Genomic DNA, 18,731 nt, shown 5'->3' with positions numbered 1-18,731 from the left:
GTGATTATGTGAGCCGATGTGTAGCAGTTCGGTTGCGTGATTGTTAAAACATTAACCTTTCAATTCCCTTTCAATGCGGCAGAAACTTTACAGGATGTGATATGCGTCTCTTATTAGCGGAAGATAACCGTGAGTTAGCTCACTGGCTGGAGAAAGCGCTGGTGCAAAACGGTTTTGCCGTTGACTGCGTGTTTGATGGCCAGTCGGCCGATCATCTTTTACACAGTGAAACCTACGCGCTGGCGGTACTGGATATCAACATGCCGGGGTTGGATGGTCTGGAAGTCGTCCAGCGCCTACGCAAACGCGGGCAGACGCTGCCGGTTTTGTTACTGACGGCGCGCAGCGCGGTAGCCGATCGGGTGAAGGGACTGAACGTCGGGGCCGATGATTATCTGGCTAAGCCGTTTGAGATTGAAGAGCTTGATGCCCGGTTGCGGGCCTTGCTGCGGCGTAGCGCAGGCCAGGTGCAAGGGATACAGCAACTGGGGGCGTTAGCGTTTCATGATGAAGGTTACTTTCTGTTGCAAGGACAACCGTTGGCGCTTACGCCGCGTGAGCAGGCCCTGCTGACAGTCCTGATGTACCGTCGACTGCGTCCGGTTTCACGTCAACAGTTGTTTGAGCAGGTGTTCAGTTTGAGCGATGAGGTCAGCCCCGAAAGCATTGAGCTGTATATCCATCGGTTGCGGAAGAAACTGCAAGGGAGCGACGTGCGTATAGCCACGCTGCGTGGCCTGGGTTATGTGCTGGAACGCTGCGATGAGATGGGTTAAGCCCCAGTCGTTGTACCTGCAACTGCTGATGTTTCTGGGGCTACCGCTGCTGTTGCTGTGGGGACTCTCGGCGTTTAACAGCTACGTTAGCGCATTACAGGCCGCGACGCAGGCGTATGACCGGACGCTGCTCTCATCGGCCAGAACGGTTTCTGAGCGGCTGGTGGTGCGCAATAAACACCTGGAAGTCAACGTGCCGTGGGTGGTACTGGACAGCTTTGAACTGAACATGAACGACAGGCTGTATTACAAGGTGGTCGATCCGGCGGGGAAGGTTATCTCGGGTTATGACGATTTACCGGCCATGCCGCCCGCGACCTCGCGTACCCGGCTGTATCCGGCGTTAGCGTGGTTTTATCACACGGAATATCGCGGTGAGGCGATCCGCGTGGCACGCCTGCTCCAGCCGGTCAATGAGGGCGGTATTGTCGGCATGGCTGAAATTTATGTCGCCGAAACGCTGCAATCGCGGCGCTATCTGGCGCGACAGCTGCTGTTTTCCTCGTGGGTTTCACAAGGGCTGCTGGTGCTGCTCACTTTGGTTCTGGTCGGCTGGCTGCTGCGCCGGGTGTTACGCCCGATGCGCCAGCTGTCTTCGCTGATGGTGCGTCGTGAGCCGGGGCTACTGACGCCGCTGCCTGAGCTGCTGCCGTGGTCGGAAACCCGTTTGCTGATTGTCGCGTTCAACCGCTATATCGATCGACTGCGAGGGCTTATCTCCCGCCAGGAACGCTTCAGCGCAGATGCTTCCCATCAGCTCAAAACACCACTGGCAGTGCTAAAAACGCAGGCGGCAGTGGCTTTGGCGAGCCCGCAACCGCAGCAATGGTATGAAAGCTTACAGGCGATGAGTTCAACGCTGGATAACACTATTCAGCTGACGGAAAGGTTGTTACAGCTTTCAGCGGTGAAGCGCAAAGAGCAAGGGGAAAGGCATTTCTCGCCGGTTAATCTGTATGAGGTGGTGCAAACCAGCTGTTTTACCCGACTGGCGCAGGCGCGTAGTAAAGGGATCGATCTGGGCTATGAAGGGAAGCAGGAGGCGCTGTGGATTGAAGGGGATGAGGTGCTACTCGGTGAACTGTGCGGAAATCTGCTGGATAATGCGCTGAAATATACGCCAGCGCAGGGCGTGGTGACGGCGCGTTTAATGTGCGAGGGAGAAGCTGTGATGCTGGTGGTTGAAGATAGCGGGCCAGGTATTGATGCACAACAGGTGCATCAGGCGTTACAGCCCTTTCATCGCCTGGATAACGTCGGCAACGTCCCGGGGGCAGGGATAGGCCTGGCTCTGGTCAACGATATTGCGCGTCTACACCGTACACACCCGCAGTTGTCGCGCAGCGATACGTTAGGAGGACTGAGCGTACGAGTACGATTTTTAAGCATCACGAACTGATATCTTTATTTCACTGGTGCAGATTATTCTTAAGAAAATTACAGATAAGAAAGCCGATCATTATTAATAATAACGGAAAGTGATTTATTGATTTTATTTGTATTGCGGTGCAGTTAATTAATTTCAACGGCTATTTAGGGGAAAAAGAGAAACGATTTATGCTATTCGTCATACATATAACGGCTTTTCATAGTCTACGAAGTGCTATCTGTCAATAACGGTTGTGTTGTAAATTCTCATCTTTTTTGGCGGTGGTGATAAAACGTTCATTCTGAAATTAATGATGAAAATCATAATGATATAAATGGAACGTGGGTGATAGTCACACTAGTCAACATTATTTTTTACATTTACTGACAATGTACCATTGCGTTTTTTAGACTTGTGATATAATTAGCAACATGAAAAGAGAAAAAAACAATTAAATATCAATAAATAATGGGCTGAGATATGCTTAAAAATTCGCTAAAGATTAGCAGTCAAGGATATCCAGTCTTTTTAAAGCTGGTCGATTTTATTGTAATCAATATTACGTTAATTTTTAGCGCCCATCTGTTAAATATGGTGCCGTTTAAGACCATTGTCATTCTGAGCATCCTCTTCTCAGTGTTTTTCCTGTTGCTTGCTGAATACACAAAAATGTACCAGCAGAAGATAAAAACCATCGGCATACGTAACCAAAAACGGCTGCTTTTCTGTACGCTGCTGGCAATCTCGTTCAACGAAGTGATCAGCATGACGGTGGCCGAACCGGAGTCACTTGGATACCTGACAAGCCTGACACCGTCATTTTTATCCCCTATTGTTTACTGGTATTTCATTCCTTTACCTTTTCTTTATTTTATTCGTTTTTTCATTTTTAAATATTCAACGAAAAAAAACATTCGTGTGGCGATTATTGGTCTTACCGACAACGGCGTGGCAGCAGAAAAAGCATTGATAGCTGAATACTCCAATATCAAATTAGATTTGGCTTTTTATGATGAACGCGCGTTGTCCCGCTGTGGTGATATCGTGGATAAGATAAAAAGTCCCTTTCGCGGTCCTGTCATTAATCTGGTTGAAGAGGCTAAGCAAGGGAATATCGACGAGATCTATATCGCATTGCCGATGGTGGCATTACATCGTATTCGTCACTTTTTGGCCATGATGTCGGATACCACGGTAGATACCTATATTGTTCCTGATTTTTATACCTACAGTAACAATATGTCCAAGCTGCGCTCGATCCACAACCTGCAAACCATTGGCATCTTTAGCTCACCGTTTGAAGGGGCCGGTTCATTTATTAAACGTGCGGAAGACCTGATTCTCGGTAGCATCATTATGGTGATGATCTCCTCACTGATGTTAGCGATAGCTATTGGTATTAAACTTACCTCCCGTGGTCCGGTGTTTTTCAAACAAGATCGATACGGCCTGAGCGGACAAAAAATTAAGGTATGGAAGTTTCGCTCGATGCGAGTTATGGAGAATTCCGATACGGTTATCCAGGCCACTAAGAATGATCCGCGCGTGACAAAATTTGGTAGTTTCTTGCGACGCACCTCTCTTGATGAACTCCCGCAATTCATTAATGTATTGCAGGGAAGTATGTCTATTGTCGGTCCCAGACCTCATGCGGTTACGCATAATGAACAGTACCGCAAACAGGTCGAAAACTACATGATCCGCCATAAAGTTAAGCCGGGGATCACCGGGCTTGCGCAGATTAACGGTTTCCGTGGGGAAATCGATGCACTTTATAAGATGGAAAAGCGCGTTCAGTATGATATTGAATATATTCAAAACTGGTCGTTATGGCTGGATATAAAAATTATTATTAAAACTATTTTCAAAGGATTTGTCGGTAAGAATGCATACTAAATTAATAGTTATTACCGGAATCGTGATATCGCAGTCCGCATGGGCTGATCTAACACCGAAATCACACATTGGCTTTGCGGGGATCGACTTCCAGGGCCAAGCTGCTGTGGATTACGGTTATGATGATAACGTAACTTATCAGCCCCATAACCGCGATGCGATAGGTTCAGCGTTCCAGAGCGCGGCACCTGTGTTTAGTATGATCGGTGAGCGCGGACAGGATAAGTATTTGCTAATGTATTCAGGCGATTATCGTAACTACTCAAGCGATTCTGCCGATAACTATAACGACCATTTTTTCCGTTTTAACGGTGCCTGGCGTTATGGGCAAATGCACGGCTTAACCCTGAATCTGGAAGATTCAATTGGGCATGAATCTCGCGGCCGCGATATCACAGAGGGCTTTTTGCCGAACCAGTTCCGCCAGTATGGAATTAACTCTCCGCTGACGAATAATTTTATCAACAGTGAGTTGCGCTATAGCTATGGCGCACCAGATGGACGCGGCAAAGCGGAACTGGCACTGTTGTATAAAAAACTGACGTTCGGGAATACCTCGGATGTGCAGGATACCAGCCCGGATTTTTACAATTATATTCAGCAGCAGGAATGGCATGAAAATAGTCTGGTGGCTGAAATTTTTGACCAATACACCTCCAGAACGCGCTTTCGCTATAGTTTTATTACTAATCAGCGTCACTATGATAACAACTCAGAAAAAGACAGTAATGAATACTATTTGCTTTACGGTCTGAAATCGCAGTTGACGGGGAAAACCAACGTCGACATGAATATTTCATGGCTGTACAAAACATTTGAAAATGCCGCAAACTCGAGTGATTTTAATGGTCTAAACTGGGATATAAAGGGGGAGTGGAAGCCGTTAAATCAGTCAGTCTTCACCGCCCATTCTGCTCAAAGTATTAAAGATCCCTCGGAAGTTGGGGGGTATATCTTAGTGACTGAGTATGGGATTTCTTACCAGCATTTCTGGCTGGGCAATCGTTTTTCTACTTTGCTGGACTACTCATACACCACGGAAGACTATAAAAAACAGAACAAGGATCGACATGATAAAAATGGTGTATTTAGTGTAACCATGAGCTATGACTACACGCCGTCTGTCAATTTTGAGATTAAATATCAATTAGATACCTTGAATTCAAATAAGGATACTGATTCGTTTTATATCGGTCCCGACGACAGTAAGGAAGTCATTAGAACGTTGGGTTATGATAATTCTATGATTATGCTTAAAGCTAAGGTTCAGATCTAAAATGAAAATAATAGAACTGTGCGCGTTTTTGCTATTCAGTATCCTGTTGGTCGGATGCACAACGTCCAGGCCACCATTAATGGACGATCCTGCTGCGGTGGCAGAGGATTACCGAATTGGGGCGGGGGATACTGTCAATATCGTTGTTTACGGGGAACCCGAAATGACGATGAAATTTATCGTGGATAAGAGTGGAACAATAAACTTCCCTTATATCGGCGTGCTGGGTTTAAAAGATAAAACACCAGAACAGGTGAATATTGAATTAACTCAACGCTTACGCAACGGGTACATGGTTAATCCCATGGTGACCGTGAGTCTTGCCGAGTTCCGCAAATTCTACGTGTCAGGGGAAGTAAAAAGCCCGAATGGATTCGCCTGGGAGCCGGGACTTACCGTAGAGAAAGCTATTGCTCAGGCGGGGGGATTTACTGACCGTGCAGATCGCAAAGATATCAACATTCGCCTCTCCGGTAGTAATCAGCTACTTGAGAATGTTGATTTAACGCACTCTGTTCGTCCTGGGGATGTCGTGATTATTGGCATGGGGTTCTTCTAACGATGAAACTATCTATAGTGGAAAACGGCAAGCAACGAGAAAACTCCGTCGATTTCTCCCGCTTTGCCAAAGAACTGAAAAAGAATGCCTGGAAAATCGCGCTGGCCGGCATTATTGCCGGGGTAGTGGCGTATCCCTTGATCAGCATGATGTCATCAAAATATGTCTCGACGGCGACGGTGCTGATTAAGGCACAAGCTGATAACGTTTCGCCGTTTCCACAGGTGGATGGTTTTGATTCAACGCGTAGTGGATATTACGAAACGCAATATGCGCTGATGCAGTCACGCATTATCCTCGAGCAGGCGGTCCGCGATCTGAAGCTGGATGAAAACCCGGATTTTACCGGGGTGAAGCCCGGCTCTGGTAGTGAAGATCAGCAACTGAGGGTTGATCAGGCGCTGAAAACATTGTCGAAAGATCTGAAGGTCATCGGTATCCGTACCACTAATCTGGCCTCTATTTCTTATGAATCTTCCTCGCCTCAACTTTCAGCTGAGATAGCCAATGGTGTCGCTCAGGCCTTTATCAACTACACGGTAGAACAAAAGCGTCTGAAAGCAGAGCAGGCTCGCAATCTCAACTTTGAAAAAATGGAAGAGATTCAGAAATCGATAGCGAAACAAAAAGAGGAAATGGATAGCTACCTGAAAAACTCTGGGCTGCTGACCTTCCGTGGTATTGATGGTTTTGAAACAGAGCAGTTAAGCATTGTGACCAACCGTCTTGCCGATGCGACCCAACGCCGTGTCGCCGCGGAGTCTGTTTACAATGAAGTAAATAGCCGAGGGAAATCTTCAGGCGATATCATTTCGCTGCCATCAGTTTCTGATCATGCGCAAATTCAGGATTTACGCATTGCGCTGATTCAGGCGCAGCGCACGTTGTCGGAACTGCGCAAAGTGTATGGGCCTAAAAGTGCCAATATTTTAAAAGCAGAAGCCGATGTGCAATCAATCCAAAATCAAACGGGTCGGGTACTGGGTGAGTTAAAACTTGGCTTACGTCAGCAGTATTTGGCTGCGCTGGCCGATGAAAAGAATTACCAGCAGCAGGTTGCTGAGCAAAAAGAGATCTTCCAGAAGATGGCATCAAAACGGGATGCCTGGAACAGCCAAAAATTGGCGTTAGATAAAATGGAAGATCTGTATAAGACGCTTTATCAGAGGACTCAGGAATTGTCGCTGTCCGGGGTTAATGCGGATGCGGTGCTGTATGATCCAGCCGTTCCCCCGTTAAAGCCGTCTAAGCCGAATAAATCGTTGCTGCTCGTGATGGTGGTGATGCTGGTTGTGGTATTCAGCATCATGTATTTCATCGTCAAAGCGGCAATGGATAATTCAATTAGTACCCTGAGCCGTCTGAAGAAACGTCTCAATGTCGAGCCATTGGGCGAAATTCGTCGGTTTACCGGCACTTCGGGACGCGCGCAGGTTCGGGATATGATACTGAAGAACCCGCTGAATGCCGATATCATCCACGGTATTCGCACCCGAATTATGCTGGATAATCGATCGCTGCAGACGGTCGCTATTACTTCGGCGGAGCAGGGTGAAGGGCGCTCCCTGTTGGCGAATCTGTTGGCCAGTTCATTCAGCTTCGATCAGAAAACGTTGCTTATTGATGCTGATTTCTTCAATACCAACGGCCTGTCTTCTGAACTGGCATCAGCGACTTCTGCGGGTGTGGCGGAGCTGTTGCAGGGAGAGGCTCCACTTGAAAAGGTACGGGTTAAGATCACTGAAAATCTTGATTTCATTCCCCACGGTAAGACGACTATTTCCTCGTTACTGATGCTGTCGTCAGAGCGCGTTGAACCCGTGATGCGCGAACTGAAGTCGCAGTATCAACGCATTATTATTGACGTTGCAGCGGTGAATCAAAGTCAGGATATCCAACTGATCAAACGAGCCGTTGATGGGGTTATCTTTATCGTGAAAGCCGGAACCGGTTCTGCGGAGAATATCGCCAGCGCACTGGATAAGATTGAGGATTATCAGGGCGTGGTGATTGGCGCAGTGTTGAATGCGGTCGAAGAAAAAAACCTTGAAACGCAGGAAGGGTTGCGCTCATTGAACTTCAATACTGACCAACTGATGACTACGCCAGGTCGTGTATGAGTTTACTGAAGAGCGCTTCTACGATAGCCAGTTCATCAGTCGTTTCGCAGCTGATTGGTGCGCTGTCTATCTGGTTGATCTCACATAAGTACGATATGGCTGAGGTTGGGCTGTATGCGCTCAACTACAGTATCGCGGTGGTGGGGGCACAGGTGTGTACCTTTGCCTCACAGCTGTTGATTCCCAAACAGCAGGATGACGAGCTGGCGCAAAATGTGGTGTTCTGTTTGCTGCAAAGCGCGCTCATTGCGTTACCGTATGCCGTCCTGACCGCGTGGTTGTTTCACCAGAACATACTGTTTCTCTATTTGCTGACGCTTTCAACGGCGTGGGCGTTAATATCGGAAAACTTATCGCTGCGGACAGCCAACTTTTATTTTCTAATCTTTCAGCGTATTTCTGTCTCCGTGGTGGTGGTGCTCTCGGTACTGCTCACGCACCAGGTACAGACATTTTACTGGTCGTGGGCCTGCGCCATGATTTTGCTGACCACTAGCTGTATTTTTCATTCGTTTGATATTCGTTCGGTGACGTCGCAGCATTTGCGCCCGGCAAGTAATTTGCGATTTTTTAAACAGAATATTCATCATATCACTAAAGTTGGTAGTGCTGAGGTGCTGGCAATGGCGAGCAGTAACTTGCCTATTATGCTGATTAACTTCTGGTTTTCGGCGCTGACGGCGGGGTATTTTTCCGTTGTAAGCCGGTTCTGTCTGGCACCGGTAGTGATTATCGGCAACGCGGTACGCAATACCATTTTTTCTAAATGGTCCATCGACTTTAGAAATAACACCTTCAATTATCAGGAGTATACGAAGGTGCGTATGCTGCTGCTAGTGTTGGGGGTTGTCTGTACCTTAGGCGTCTTTATTTTCTATCCCATTGTGATGCGCCTGGGTTTTAGCGAAGACTGGATTAACTCCATTGAGACGTCGCGCTACATGCTGCCCTATTTGTTCCCGGCGCTGGCGATAAGTCCTTTAACGGTGATTGAGCTTATTTTTGGCTCGCACCGCTATTTTCTGCGTATCCAACTTGAACAGTTGGCGATTGTGCTACTGGCGTTTGTGGTCGTTCCCTATTTTTACCATGATTATGCGGCGTCAGTAATATTGTTCTCTTCACTGACATTTATTCGCTATGCGTTCATTTACCTGAAAATGAACAAGCGGGCCAATCTCCTGAAAAACAAGCCGGTGACGCCATGACACTGAATACCGGAAATTATTTACAGGTCTACACCTTTATAACGCTGATCCTGTGTGGTCTGGTGCAGTATTTCACCGGCATGCAGTCCGTGTTGTGGATCCCGTTTTTCCTGACATTGCTGATGGTGGGATTACTGGTGATGCAGACGCGAGACGGGGCGCTGCGTCTGGATGCACAGGAAACCATTATCCTTGCGCTGTATTTTTCCTTTCTGGTGCTGGCGGGAACATCGACCCTGATTCAGGGCGGGGTCACCGTGGCAATTGTGGCCTTCAAAAACGAAATCGCGTTATCGCTGGTGATGGTTTGTTTGCTGTTGGGTTTTTGCCGTGAATCGCAGATATATCGGGCGACGCGCTATCTGTACTGGGTGTTCTATGCGCAAATCCCGGTGATGATTTATCAGGTTTTGCTGGTTGTTCCTCAGCGTGTGGCCGTACGCGGGGAAGATGAAAAATGGGACTCCGTGGTCGGAACATTCGGCGGAGATCCAATGGGTGGCGGCAATACGGCGGCGATGGGGTTATTTTGCCTGTTAATTATGTTGCTGAAACTCTCTGAATATAAGCACGGGCTTGCGACATTTAAATCCGCAGCGCTGCATATCATCCTTGGAATAGGGTTATGCATCATTGGCGAGGTCAAGTTTGTCATCCTGCTGTCACCGATATTTCTTGCATGGGTGTGGATATCGCCGAGCTATGTTAAAGATGTCAGTAAGGTAAACCTGAAGACGTTATTTATCATTGTGGCAGGAATGCTGGTGCTCATCGGCCTGTCGATTATGATACTGGCCTGGTACTACTCTTCCGCTTTTGGCAGCGATCCGACAAAAGGCTCATTAAGCATTTTTATTGATTCATTGAGCTATATCTTTGATCCGAACTACATCATGTCGACCGGAGAGTTGGGGCGTTTCACAACGTTTCTGTTCTGGTTAAAAAATAACGATCTATGGGGACTGTCGGGCACATTATTTGGCTATGGGCTTAATGCCACAAACAGTGGTAGTACGGTCTCCCCTGGGTTTTTGAACATTATCTATAACCTGATTTTAGACTCGACTGCGCTGAGTATGCTGCTGTGGGAAGTTGGCATTATTGGCACGCTGCTGTTTATTGGCTTGTTTATTTATATTCTGAAAGTATGTCAGCCAAAACCAGTATTGATGCTTGAACAGCTGGATAAACAGGATCTGCAGTTACTGAGCTTTGCGCCCGCGTTTAACGCTTTCGCTATCAGTTGTTTAATCAGCTTACCTTACAGCCAGATATTGATGATTACGCCGATGTTACAGTTCCTGTTCTATTTATCGCTGGGGGCGAGCTTAGTGATTCGTCGAACCGTACTTCGCAGTGCAGGGGGATGGTATGGACAATAAGCCATTTATTTCAGTGAGTATTAAGACGCTCAACGAATCTAAAGGCATTGAGAAAACGATCGACAGCATTCGGCGTCAGTTGGTCGGGTATCCGCATAAAATTATTGTGGCTGACAGTCTGTCGACAGATAACACCCAGCAGTTGGCAGCCAATAAAGGCGTCACGGTAGTGTCACTCACCGATCCAGGCGATCGCTGTTGTGGGGTGGGCCATCAGTTGGGCTATCTGTACAGCGAAGGGGAATATTTATTACTGATGGATGGAGATATGGAGCTGGAAGATGGCTTCATTGACCAGGCTGTTGCCTTTTTGCAGGCGGAACCGGACTATGCCGGGGTGGCCGGTACCGTCGAAATGGATGATGCCGTTAACTATGAGTTTAAGTCTCGTAAGCAGCGGATCAATAAAATCTATCCTCTTGGCGATAGCGATCATCTGGGAGGCGGTGGACTGTATCGTCGGTCGGCAATTGAAAAAATTGGTTATCTGACCAACCGTAATTTGCACGCTTATGAAGAAGCTGAGCTGGGTCTGCGTTTAATCGAAGCGGGTTATAAACTGCGGCGTTTGGATATTCCTTACTTCAGCCATACGTCACACACGCTGTCGACGTTTAAGATGCTGGCGCGCCGCTGGACCAGCGGTTATTACCAGGCTCCGGGTGAGCTTTTGCGTTGTAGTTGGGGGAAACCCTGGTTTTCCCAGTCATTCAACATCGTGAGGAATGAGGCGGTATTTGCGCTCTACCTTATTCTCTTATTTGTTGCGCTGCTCACCTTTAATATCAACGTGTTTGCCGTTGCGCTTCTACCCTTACTGGCATTTGCCTTGTTGAAGATTGTGCAAAACCGCTCGTTAACAGATGGGCTGCAAAGCGTTATTAATTTAATCGTACGTTCAGCGGGGTTGATCAAAGGTATTTTTTATCCGGTACGCGATCCGCTGACTCCGCCCAGCAATAAAATCATTCATGAATAACCGGGGCAGGCGCCATGAAAGTATTATTAGTTAACAAGTTTTTTTTCATCAAAGGCGGCGCGGAAACGGTTTATTTTCAAGAACGCGACATGCTGAAACAGGCTGGTGTGCAGGTCATTGATTTTTCCATGCAGCATGAGAAAAATTTCCCCTCTGATTATGCGGATTATTTCGTCAGCAATGTCGATTACCATAAAGAGAGTAATCTGTTGGGGGGCATCAAAACCGCGGTTAACTTTATTCATAACACCCAGGCCTGCAAAAAAATGCTGGCGCTTTTACAAAAAGAACGCCCTGATATCGTTCACTTTCATAATATTTACCATCAGTTGACGCCGGCGTTGATTAAAGTGGCGCGCAATTTTGGCTGTAAAACGGTGCTGACGGCGCACGACTATAAGATTGTCTGTCCTGCATACTCCATGTTACGCGATGGGAAGGTGTGTGATGCCTGTATCACCGGTACCGTTTTCAATGCCTTCCGCTATCGCTGCCAGGAAGGCTCTGCCTCTAAAAGCTTGCTGCTCTCGTTAGAAGCGACCTGGCAATACATTGCCCAAAATTATCAGGCTCTGGATGTCATTGTTTCACCGAGCGTCTTTCTACGCGGCGTGTTACTCCGCACGTTGCCGAAATCACGAATCGATGTGATCGTCAATGGTGTTGATGATAGCCAGCCCATCGATGAGGTCGTCGATGACGGTTATATACTGTACTTCGGCCGCCTGAGCCGTGAAAAGGGTGTGGCAACGTTGCTGGCCGCTCATCAGAAAATGCGTAACCCGGCTCCGCTGAAAATAGTGGGGCACGGTCCGTTGCATGACGAGTTAGTGGCGAAATACCCGGAAGCTGAGTTTTTAGGTTATGTACAACAAGGGGATGCCCTCAATCAGCTCATTAAGCATGCCCGTGTGGTGATCCTCCCCTCTGAATGTTATGAAAACTGCTCAATGGCGGTGCTGGAGGCGATGTCTTTCGCGAAACCGGTGATCGGGGCGCGCATTGGCGGGATCCCCGAACAAATACGTGACGGTATTGAAGGGGTTTTATTTGAGCCGGGTAATGCGCAGGAACTGGCGAAGGCGATGGATACTCTGGTTGATGACCCGGATAAAGCTCGTGTCATGGGCTTACGGGGGCGCGCACGCCTGAGTGAAAAATATGCGCTTAGCAAACATATGGATACCTTACAGGCGTTATATAAAGAACTTCTGGGCAGGCCATAGAATGAGTAAAAAAATAACGGTTTTTGGTACCCGCGGTATTCCGGATGTATTGGGCGGTGTGGAAACCCACTGCCAGAATCTTTATCCGGCGATTAAACAACAGTTTGACGTTGATATTTGTGTGATCGCCCGCTCGCCGTATGTTAGCTACAAACGATCTTCTTATAAGAAAGTTGAGACCTATGCGCTATGGGCTCCCAAAAAACGGTCACTGGAAGCGATTGTGCATTCCGTTTTAGCGGCGTTTAGAACCTGTGTCGACCGTTCTGATATTGTGCATGTCCATGCGATAGGACCGGGTTTGGTGATCCCATTATTACGCGTGTTAGGTAAGAAGGTGGTTTTTACCCACCACGGACCTGATTACGATCGTCAAAAATGGGGATTCGTCGCCAAAAAAATATTGCTGCTGGGTGAACGCTGGGCGGTGAGATATGCCAATGAGGTGATAGTGATTTCTGAGGTTATTAACCAACTAATTCAGAAAAAACATGCTCGCTATGATGCGCATTTGATTTTCAACGGCGTCAATAAGCCCCGTCCGTTGTCAGATCAAACCCTTCATGCCACGCTTTCCCGCTTTGGACTCGAGGCGAAAAACTATTTCGTGGTGGTCGGACGGTTTGTGGAAGAAAAGGGGATGCATGATGCCATCTCTGCGTACAAACTAAGTGGTTTGCAACAGCCGCTAGTGCTCATTGGCGATGCAGATCACCCAACGGAATACAGTATTCGACTCAAGCAACTTGCCGCTGATACCCCTGGTGTGGTGATGACCGGGTTTTTAAGGGGAGATGAACTTCAGGCGGTGTTTTCGCAGGCCAGGCTGTTCGTTATGCCTTCCTACCATGAAGGGCTACCGATTGCACTTCTGGAGGCGATGTCGTATTCCCTTCCGGCGGTGGTGAGCGACATTCCCGCAAATTTGGAAGTGCAGTTGCCGTCTGAGGCCTATTTTCGGGTCGGCTCATTGTCCAGCCTTGCTGAGAAATTAACCGCCTGGGCCAGCGCAAATAGCGTGGACTATCGTGTCTATTTGCAAAATTATGACTGGCAGGAAATTGCCAGAAAAACAGTCAATGTCTATCACTCAATTGATAAAGATATAGGTTAATTTTGACCAGTCCTCAGAATCGCCCCCCCGTCATCGAACGATTTTATGCGCAACTTGATGAGCATATATCGGAGGGACTGACTCCGGAACAAAAAGGCGGGATCGAGAAAGCGATCGTCGCCAGCACTCTGGCATCAAGACATCGGATCGATATTCGCAGAAGTTTTCCATTTTTCGGTAAACGCTTTTATCTGGTTTTTTTATTCGGCAGAGACTTACGTCAGCGGCATCGTCAGGAGTCGACCTTATCGACCATGTTGCTCACTTTTTTGCTGCTGCTAGGCACGTTGTTTGTCACCTGCTGCGTATTACTGACGCTATATATGATCAAATCCGCATTGGGTATTGATGTATTCCAACATTTTCACGTTGGTATCTGGGACTGGTGGTTAAGCCTGAAAGACCGCTAGTGTTATCAAACCTGTGGAGGGCGTCACTGCGATGAAGTGTAAATGGTTTTCTGCGCTGTTGTGTCTGTTCTGTCCGCTGACGGTATTGGCCGCATTAACGACCGTAACCCCCAAAGCATTGACGGGCCCACTGACAAACCCAGGTATCGGGGTCGCCAGCTTTCATCAAGGATATGGTGAAACGCTTGGACTGGCGGATTATCCCGACACCGGCTTTGAATATGAGCGCTTTTACTGGCGTGACCTTGAGCCTGTCGAAGGCCAGTACAATTTTTCACTGGTTGATGACGCTTTTAAGTATGCCGCGGCGCATCGACCAGCGATGAACGTCGGACTGCGGTTTATGGCGCTTGCTGAGCCGGAAACCGGTTCACAAATTCCTGACTGGTTGATTAACAAAGGCGTAAAGGGAACCTGGACGCCTGACAAAAAAACCTTTATCCCTGATTTAGACGATCCCCTATTTATTGAATATAGCCAGCGCCTGCTGAACGCGATGGGTAAACGCTATGATGGTAACGAGAACCTGGCTTTCGTGGATATCGGCATGGTGGGGTCGTGGGGAGAGTGGCATAACAGCAACTTCCCGATGCTGAAGCCATTGCTGGAGCGCTATACCACGGCACAGTTGGACCGCTATGTGACGATGCATTTTACGGCTTTCCCCAGTACGCCAAAAATCATGCTGATGAGTGGTGGGCAAAGTCTGGCGAATGCGGTCGCGCGCGGGGCAGGCTGGCGTGCGGACTGCCTGGGCGATCTCCGCGTGTTTTCTGCTTCCTGGAACCATATGGCGGATGATTATCCGCAACGGCTGCAGGCCGCACAGAAAAGCTATTCAGGATTTAATGATGCCTGGAAACATGCGCCAGTGAGCTTTGAGATCTGCTCGTACATGCAGGACTGGAAAAATACGTTTCACTATACGCGAGCGGAAGTGCAGGGGATTTTTGACTGGGCGGTGAAGCAACATACCAGTACGATTAACCTGAAATCAAGAACAGTGCCCCGTGAGTATCGTCCGATTGTCGACGAGGCACTGACAAAACTGGGCTATCGGTTTCGCTTAGCATCTCTGAGCCACGAGTCCGTCTGGGAAGGTGGACAAGAATTCACCCTGACAAGCACCTGGTATAATGAGGGTAACGCGCCGATTTACTTGCCCTACACGCTGGCATTTCGTCTGGTCGATGAGGCCAATAAGGTGGTGGCACAAGGGAATGCCCCGGAAGATATACGTCACTGGCTGCCCGGAAAGTACTCACTGAGTTACCCGATGCCGATGCCCGGGACGCTGCCGAAAGGGAAATATGCTATTGAGACGGCGATAGTGGATAAAACCGGTGCGGCAAGAATTCACTTTGCCAATGAAGGGAAGCAGAGCAACGGTTGGTATCGCGTCTCTGCGGTAACGGTGAAATAGCCTGCCATAGTAAGGAGCCTGGCAACCAGGCTCCTTATCGTTAAAAATTAAACGTGATAGCCATCTGGATTGTTTTTTTGCCAGTTCCAGGTGTCGCGTATCATTTCATCCAGGGTGTAGATGGCCTGCCATCCCAACTCTTTTCGTGCTAACGACGGGTCTGACCAACACTCGGCAATATCCCCGGGCCTTCTGGCCACAATCTTATAATTAATGCGGGTTTGCGCCGCTTTCTCGAAGGCTGCAATCAGGTTAAGTACGGAATACCCGATACCGGTACCGAGGTTGATGACTTTGTATGCCGCACCTTTTTCCTGGCAATCCAGTGCCGCTAAATGGCCAGTTGCCAGATCCATCACATGGATGTAATCACGCACACCGGTGCCGTCAGGGGTTGGATAGTCATTTCCATAGACCGACACGCTTTCCAGCTTGCCAATCGCCACCTGAGAAATATACGGTACCAGATTGTTGGGGATACCATTCGGATCTTCGCCAATCCTGCCCGATGGATGCGCGCCGACTGGGTTAAAGTAGCGTAGGCAGGTGATTCGGAAATCGGGCTGTGCGCGGGAAAAGTCTGCCAGAATTTGCTCGACCATGAATTTTGATGTGCCATACGGATTGGTGGTACCACCGGTTGGCGATTGTTCACTTAATGGAACGCTTTCCGGGTTGCCGTATACCGTGGCGGAAGAGCTGAAAATAAAGTGCTTCACTCCCGCAGCCAGCATCTCACGCAGTAAAACCAGCGTGCCGGTGACATTATTGTCATAGTAGGCAAGCGGCTCTTTTATGGATTCTGAAACTGATTTTAATCCAGCAAAATGAATGACATCGGTGATGTTATGGTTAGAGAAAATCGTTTTCAGAACATCGTTGTTCAGCACATCAGCAATATAAACGATGGGCGCTTTACCGGTCAGTTCCGCAACCCTGTCCAGGGATGTTTGTGAGGAGTTGGAAAGGTTATCGATGACCACAACATCATCACCTCTTTCCAGAAGCGTCAGCACGGTATGTGAGCCAATATAACCAGCACCACCAGTGACTAAAATTGCCATACAGTCTCCAGATATATTTTTTGCAAACTATCATTAATTCATTAATGCCACCGCATAAATAAACGTTATTGGTGGCGTCGGTTAAGGTAAAAATTCCGATATTTCACCCGGCATTTATAAGATATTTTTTTAAGTATAGAAAACAGGCTGAATTTGCTTATCTTACTGTCATACACGATATAGTTATTGGTGAAGTTCAGCGTGTGGACGCCCTCGCTTTGGTTGATGCTGGCATTGATCTGCGCAATCAAACGCTCATCAAAGCTGGATGCGTTAAGCGTGATTAGCTCTTTGATATAAACAGACTTTCCGTACGTCTCTGGTGTGCATTCCTGAGTGAGGAAATAGAGTTTATTATCAACGCAGTGTGGTGCGCCAGCGCCCCGGGGGTGTTGATTCGACAGGTTAAGCGTTGGCACTATTTTTTGCCATGGCCCGGTTACATCACTGGCTGTATGGATAACTAACTCATCTTCCATCGTGGTGGATAAAAGATAAAGATTTTCATGCAACGAGACGACGACGTTATCGGTGAGCGCCTGGTCAGGTACTAATACTTTTACCTGTTTCCAGCGCGTAGGGAACTCTATCGACTGGAATAAGATAACCTCTTTCCTTTCTGAAGACTCCGGGATCATGAAAAGCTGATCGTTGCTGTAAAATAAAAAAGGAAATGATAAATGGCATTTTAGGTTATCAAAACCGTCGAGTTTCACATCCTCAAGCTCAACCAGGTTAGCATCAAGGATACGGCAGCGCAGAATACCTTGCGAATTACGAAAGCTTAGTGCTTCATAAAAAACATAAACTTTATTGTCTTTTTCAATAATGAAAGGATCGGCCTGAAAGGTATATTTCTTTTTGAGCTGTTGGGCTCGGGTGCGGTTCAGAATTTCCAGCGTGTTAGTGGGAAAGGTATGCGAACCATTATTTTTCAGGATCATAATATCCCACGACTCATGAAAAAATAACATATTAATCAGTCTGTTATTTTTCGTTCGCATGCGTACCTGCTCCTTTTTATCGCTTAATCTATTGCGGGTTCCACGACGGCCACACTGATGGCTAGTTTAAAAGCTAGTCGCAAGAGCCATGTTTGTCTACTGACAGAAATCGTAGTGGGAGGATTGCCAGAGCATCCGTGCTCCAGTACTGATTTACTCGAAATGGACGTGTGGATTATCGGCCAGCGAAACGTAAGTTTTGCTGTTCTTATCCAGAGTACGAATTTCTCCGCTTTCGATGTCGTAGACCCACCCGTGCAGACGAATCGCGTTGTTACGCAGGCCAACAGCCACGCAAGGATGCGTTTTAATGTTGTTCAACTGGGCAATCACGTTTTCTTCCACCATGGCATTCACTTTATCGATTTCGTTAGCCCAGGTTTTCTTTTCAACCACGGCTTTCGCGGCATCGGCATAGTGCAACCAGTGGGCGACAGCAGGCATCGGATCCAGGGGTTGGCTTTCTGCGATGGCTTTCATCGCGCCGCAGTTGGAGTGACCACAGATAACGATATCCGTCACGCCTAAAGCAACGACCGCGTACTCAATGGTCGCAGACACGCCGCCAGGCTCCGGGCCAAAAGACGGTACGATATTACCGGCGTTACGGATAACGAAAAGCTGTCCTGGCTCTTGCTGCGTCACTAACTCTGGCACCAGTCGGCTGTCAGAACAGGAGATGAAAAGCGCTTTAGGATTCTGGCTGGATGCCAGGCTGCGGAAGAGTTCCTTACGTTGAGGGAAAATCTCTTTTTGGAAGTTGAGGAAGCCCTCAATGATATGTTGCATAGCAGTGTCTCTTTTCTCTGTTTAAGCAGGTTATGATGAAGATCACACTTTCCAGTTTAACACCAGCCGACAGAAGGGAAAGACTTTATAGCAGTTCGGTCACTATCTTTGGGCAATGTTGCCCTGACGGTGCAGG

General features: G+C 47.8%; 16 protein-coding genes. 13 read left to right on the top strand and 3 right to left on the bottom strand.

Annotation, left to right across the window (positions count from 1 at the left end; translation table 11 throughout):
• Positions 1-101 precede the first annotated feature (101 nt).
• From tctD to SK32_RS14270, 13 genes are all read left to right on the top strand, one after another.
• Entirely contained in the window at positions 102-776 is a 675-nt protein-coding gene (tctD, locus tag SK32_RS14330; protein WP_048212982.1) for a transcriptional regulator TctD, read from the top strand.
• Complete coding sequence (locus tag SK32_RS14325; protein ID WP_048212981.1) at positions 763-2,175, top strand: sensor histidine kinase; 1,413 nt, start codon at positions 763-765, stop codon at positions 2,173-2,175. Before tctD ends, SK32_RS14325 begins: the two co-directional genes overlap by 14 nt.
• Positions 2,176-2,625: 450 nt before the next feature.
• Positions 2,626-4,041, top strand: a complete 1,416-nt coding sequence (locus SK32_RS14320; RefSeq protein WP_048212980.1) for an undecaprenyl-phosphate glucose phosphotransferase — start codon at positions 2,626-2,628, stop codon at positions 4,039-4,041.
• Entirely contained in the window at positions 4,031-5,317 is a 1,287-nt protein-coding gene (locus SK32_RS14315) for an outer membrane beta-barrel protein (protein ID WP_048212979.1), read from the top strand. The genes SK32_RS14320 and SK32_RS14315 overlap by 11 nt, the downstream gene beginning before the upstream one ends.
• A gap of 1 nt (position 5,318) precedes the next feature.
• Positions 5,319-5,876 (top strand): polysaccharide biosynthesis/export family protein, encoded by a 558-nt coding sequence (locus SK32_RS14310; protein ID WP_048212978.1) that lies wholly within the window; start codon positions 5,319-5,321, stop codon positions 5,874-5,876.
• Between the two features lie 2 nt (positions 5,877-5,878).
• The gene (locus SK32_RS14305) at positions 5,879-7,996 is read left to right on the top strand and encodes a GumC family protein (protein WP_048212977.1); all 2,118 of its coding nucleotides are present in this window, start codon (positions 5,879-5,881) and stop codon (positions 7,994-7,996) included.
• Positions 7,993-9,204 carry a lipopolysaccharide biosynthesis protein gene (locus SK32_RS14300; RefSeq protein WP_048212976.1) on the top strand — a complete coding sequence of 404 codons (1,212 nt, stop codon included), beginning with the start codon at positions 7,993-7,995 and terminating at the stop codon, positions 9,202-9,204. The genes SK32_RS14305 and SK32_RS14300 overlap by 4 nt, the downstream gene beginning before the upstream one ends.
• Positions 9,201-10,586 (top strand): hypothetical protein, encoded by a 1,386-nt coding sequence (locus SK32_RS14295; protein WP_048212975.1) that lies wholly within the window; start codon positions 9,201-9,203, stop codon positions 10,584-10,586. The genes SK32_RS14300 and SK32_RS14295 overlap by 4 nt, the downstream gene beginning before the upstream one ends.
• Positions 10,576-11,565, top strand: a complete 990-nt coding sequence (locus SK32_RS14290) for a glycosyltransferase family 2 protein (RefSeq protein ID WP_048212974.1) — start codon at positions 10,576-10,578, stop codon at positions 11,563-11,565. Before SK32_RS14295 ends, SK32_RS14290 begins: the two co-directional genes overlap by 11 nt.
• Before the next feature lie 14 nt (positions 11,566-11,579).
• Entirely contained in the window at positions 11,580-12,791 is a 1,212-nt protein-coding gene (locus SK32_RS14285; protein ID WP_048212973.1) for a glycosyltransferase family 4 protein, read from the top strand.
• 1 nt (position 12,792) lies between these two features.
• A complete protein-coding gene (locus SK32_RS14280) occupies positions 12,793-13,905 on the top strand; it encodes a glycosyltransferase family 4 protein (RefSeq protein WP_048212972.1) in 1,113 nt (370 codons plus the stop codon).
• A gap of 2 nt (positions 13,906-13,907) precedes the next feature.
• Entirely contained in the window at positions 13,908-14,315 is a 408-nt protein-coding gene (locus tag SK32_RS14275; RefSeq protein ID WP_048212971.1) for a membrane protein, read from the top strand.
• A 31-nt stretch (positions 14,316-14,346) separates the two neighbouring features.
• The gene (locus tag SK32_RS14270; RefSeq protein WP_048212970.1) at positions 14,347-15,738 is read left to right on the top strand and encodes a DUF4832 domain-containing protein; all 1,392 of its coding nucleotides are present in this window, start codon (positions 14,347-14,349) and stop codon (positions 15,736-15,738) included.
• 47 nt (positions 15,739-15,785) lie between these two features.
• On the opposite strand, the gene galE is transcribed toward SK32_RS14270, so the two are convergent.
• The 3 genes from galE to SK32_RS14255 form a co-directional block, all read right to left on the bottom strand.
• Positions 15,786-16,802 (bottom strand): UDP-glucose 4-epimerase GalE, encoded by a 1,017-nt coding sequence (galE, locus tag SK32_RS14265; RefSeq protein WP_048212969.1) that lies wholly within the window; start codon positions 16,800-16,802, stop codon positions 15,786-15,788.
• Between the two features lie 65 nt (positions 16,803-16,867).
• Entirely contained in the window at positions 16,868-17,806 is a 939-nt protein-coding gene (locus SK32_RS14260; protein ID WP_048212968.1) for a glucosamine inositolphosphorylceramide transferase family protein, read from the bottom strand.
• Positions 17,807-17,959: 153 nt separating this feature from the next.
• Positions 17,960-18,595 (bottom strand): carbonic anhydrase, encoded by a 636-nt coding sequence (locus SK32_RS14255; RefSeq protein ID WP_005122990.1) that lies wholly within the window; start codon positions 18,593-18,595, stop codon positions 17,960-17,962.
• Positions 18,596-18,731 lie beyond the last annotated feature (136 nt).

Source organism: Citrobacter sp. MGH100 (assembly GCF_001034465.1).
In the GTDB taxonomy this organism is placed as follows: Bacteria; Pseudomonadota; Gammaproteobacteria; order Enterobacterales; family Enterobacteriaceae; genus Citrobacter; species Citrobacter youngae.
This window is presented reverse-complemented; position numbering and strand designations above follow the sequence as displayed.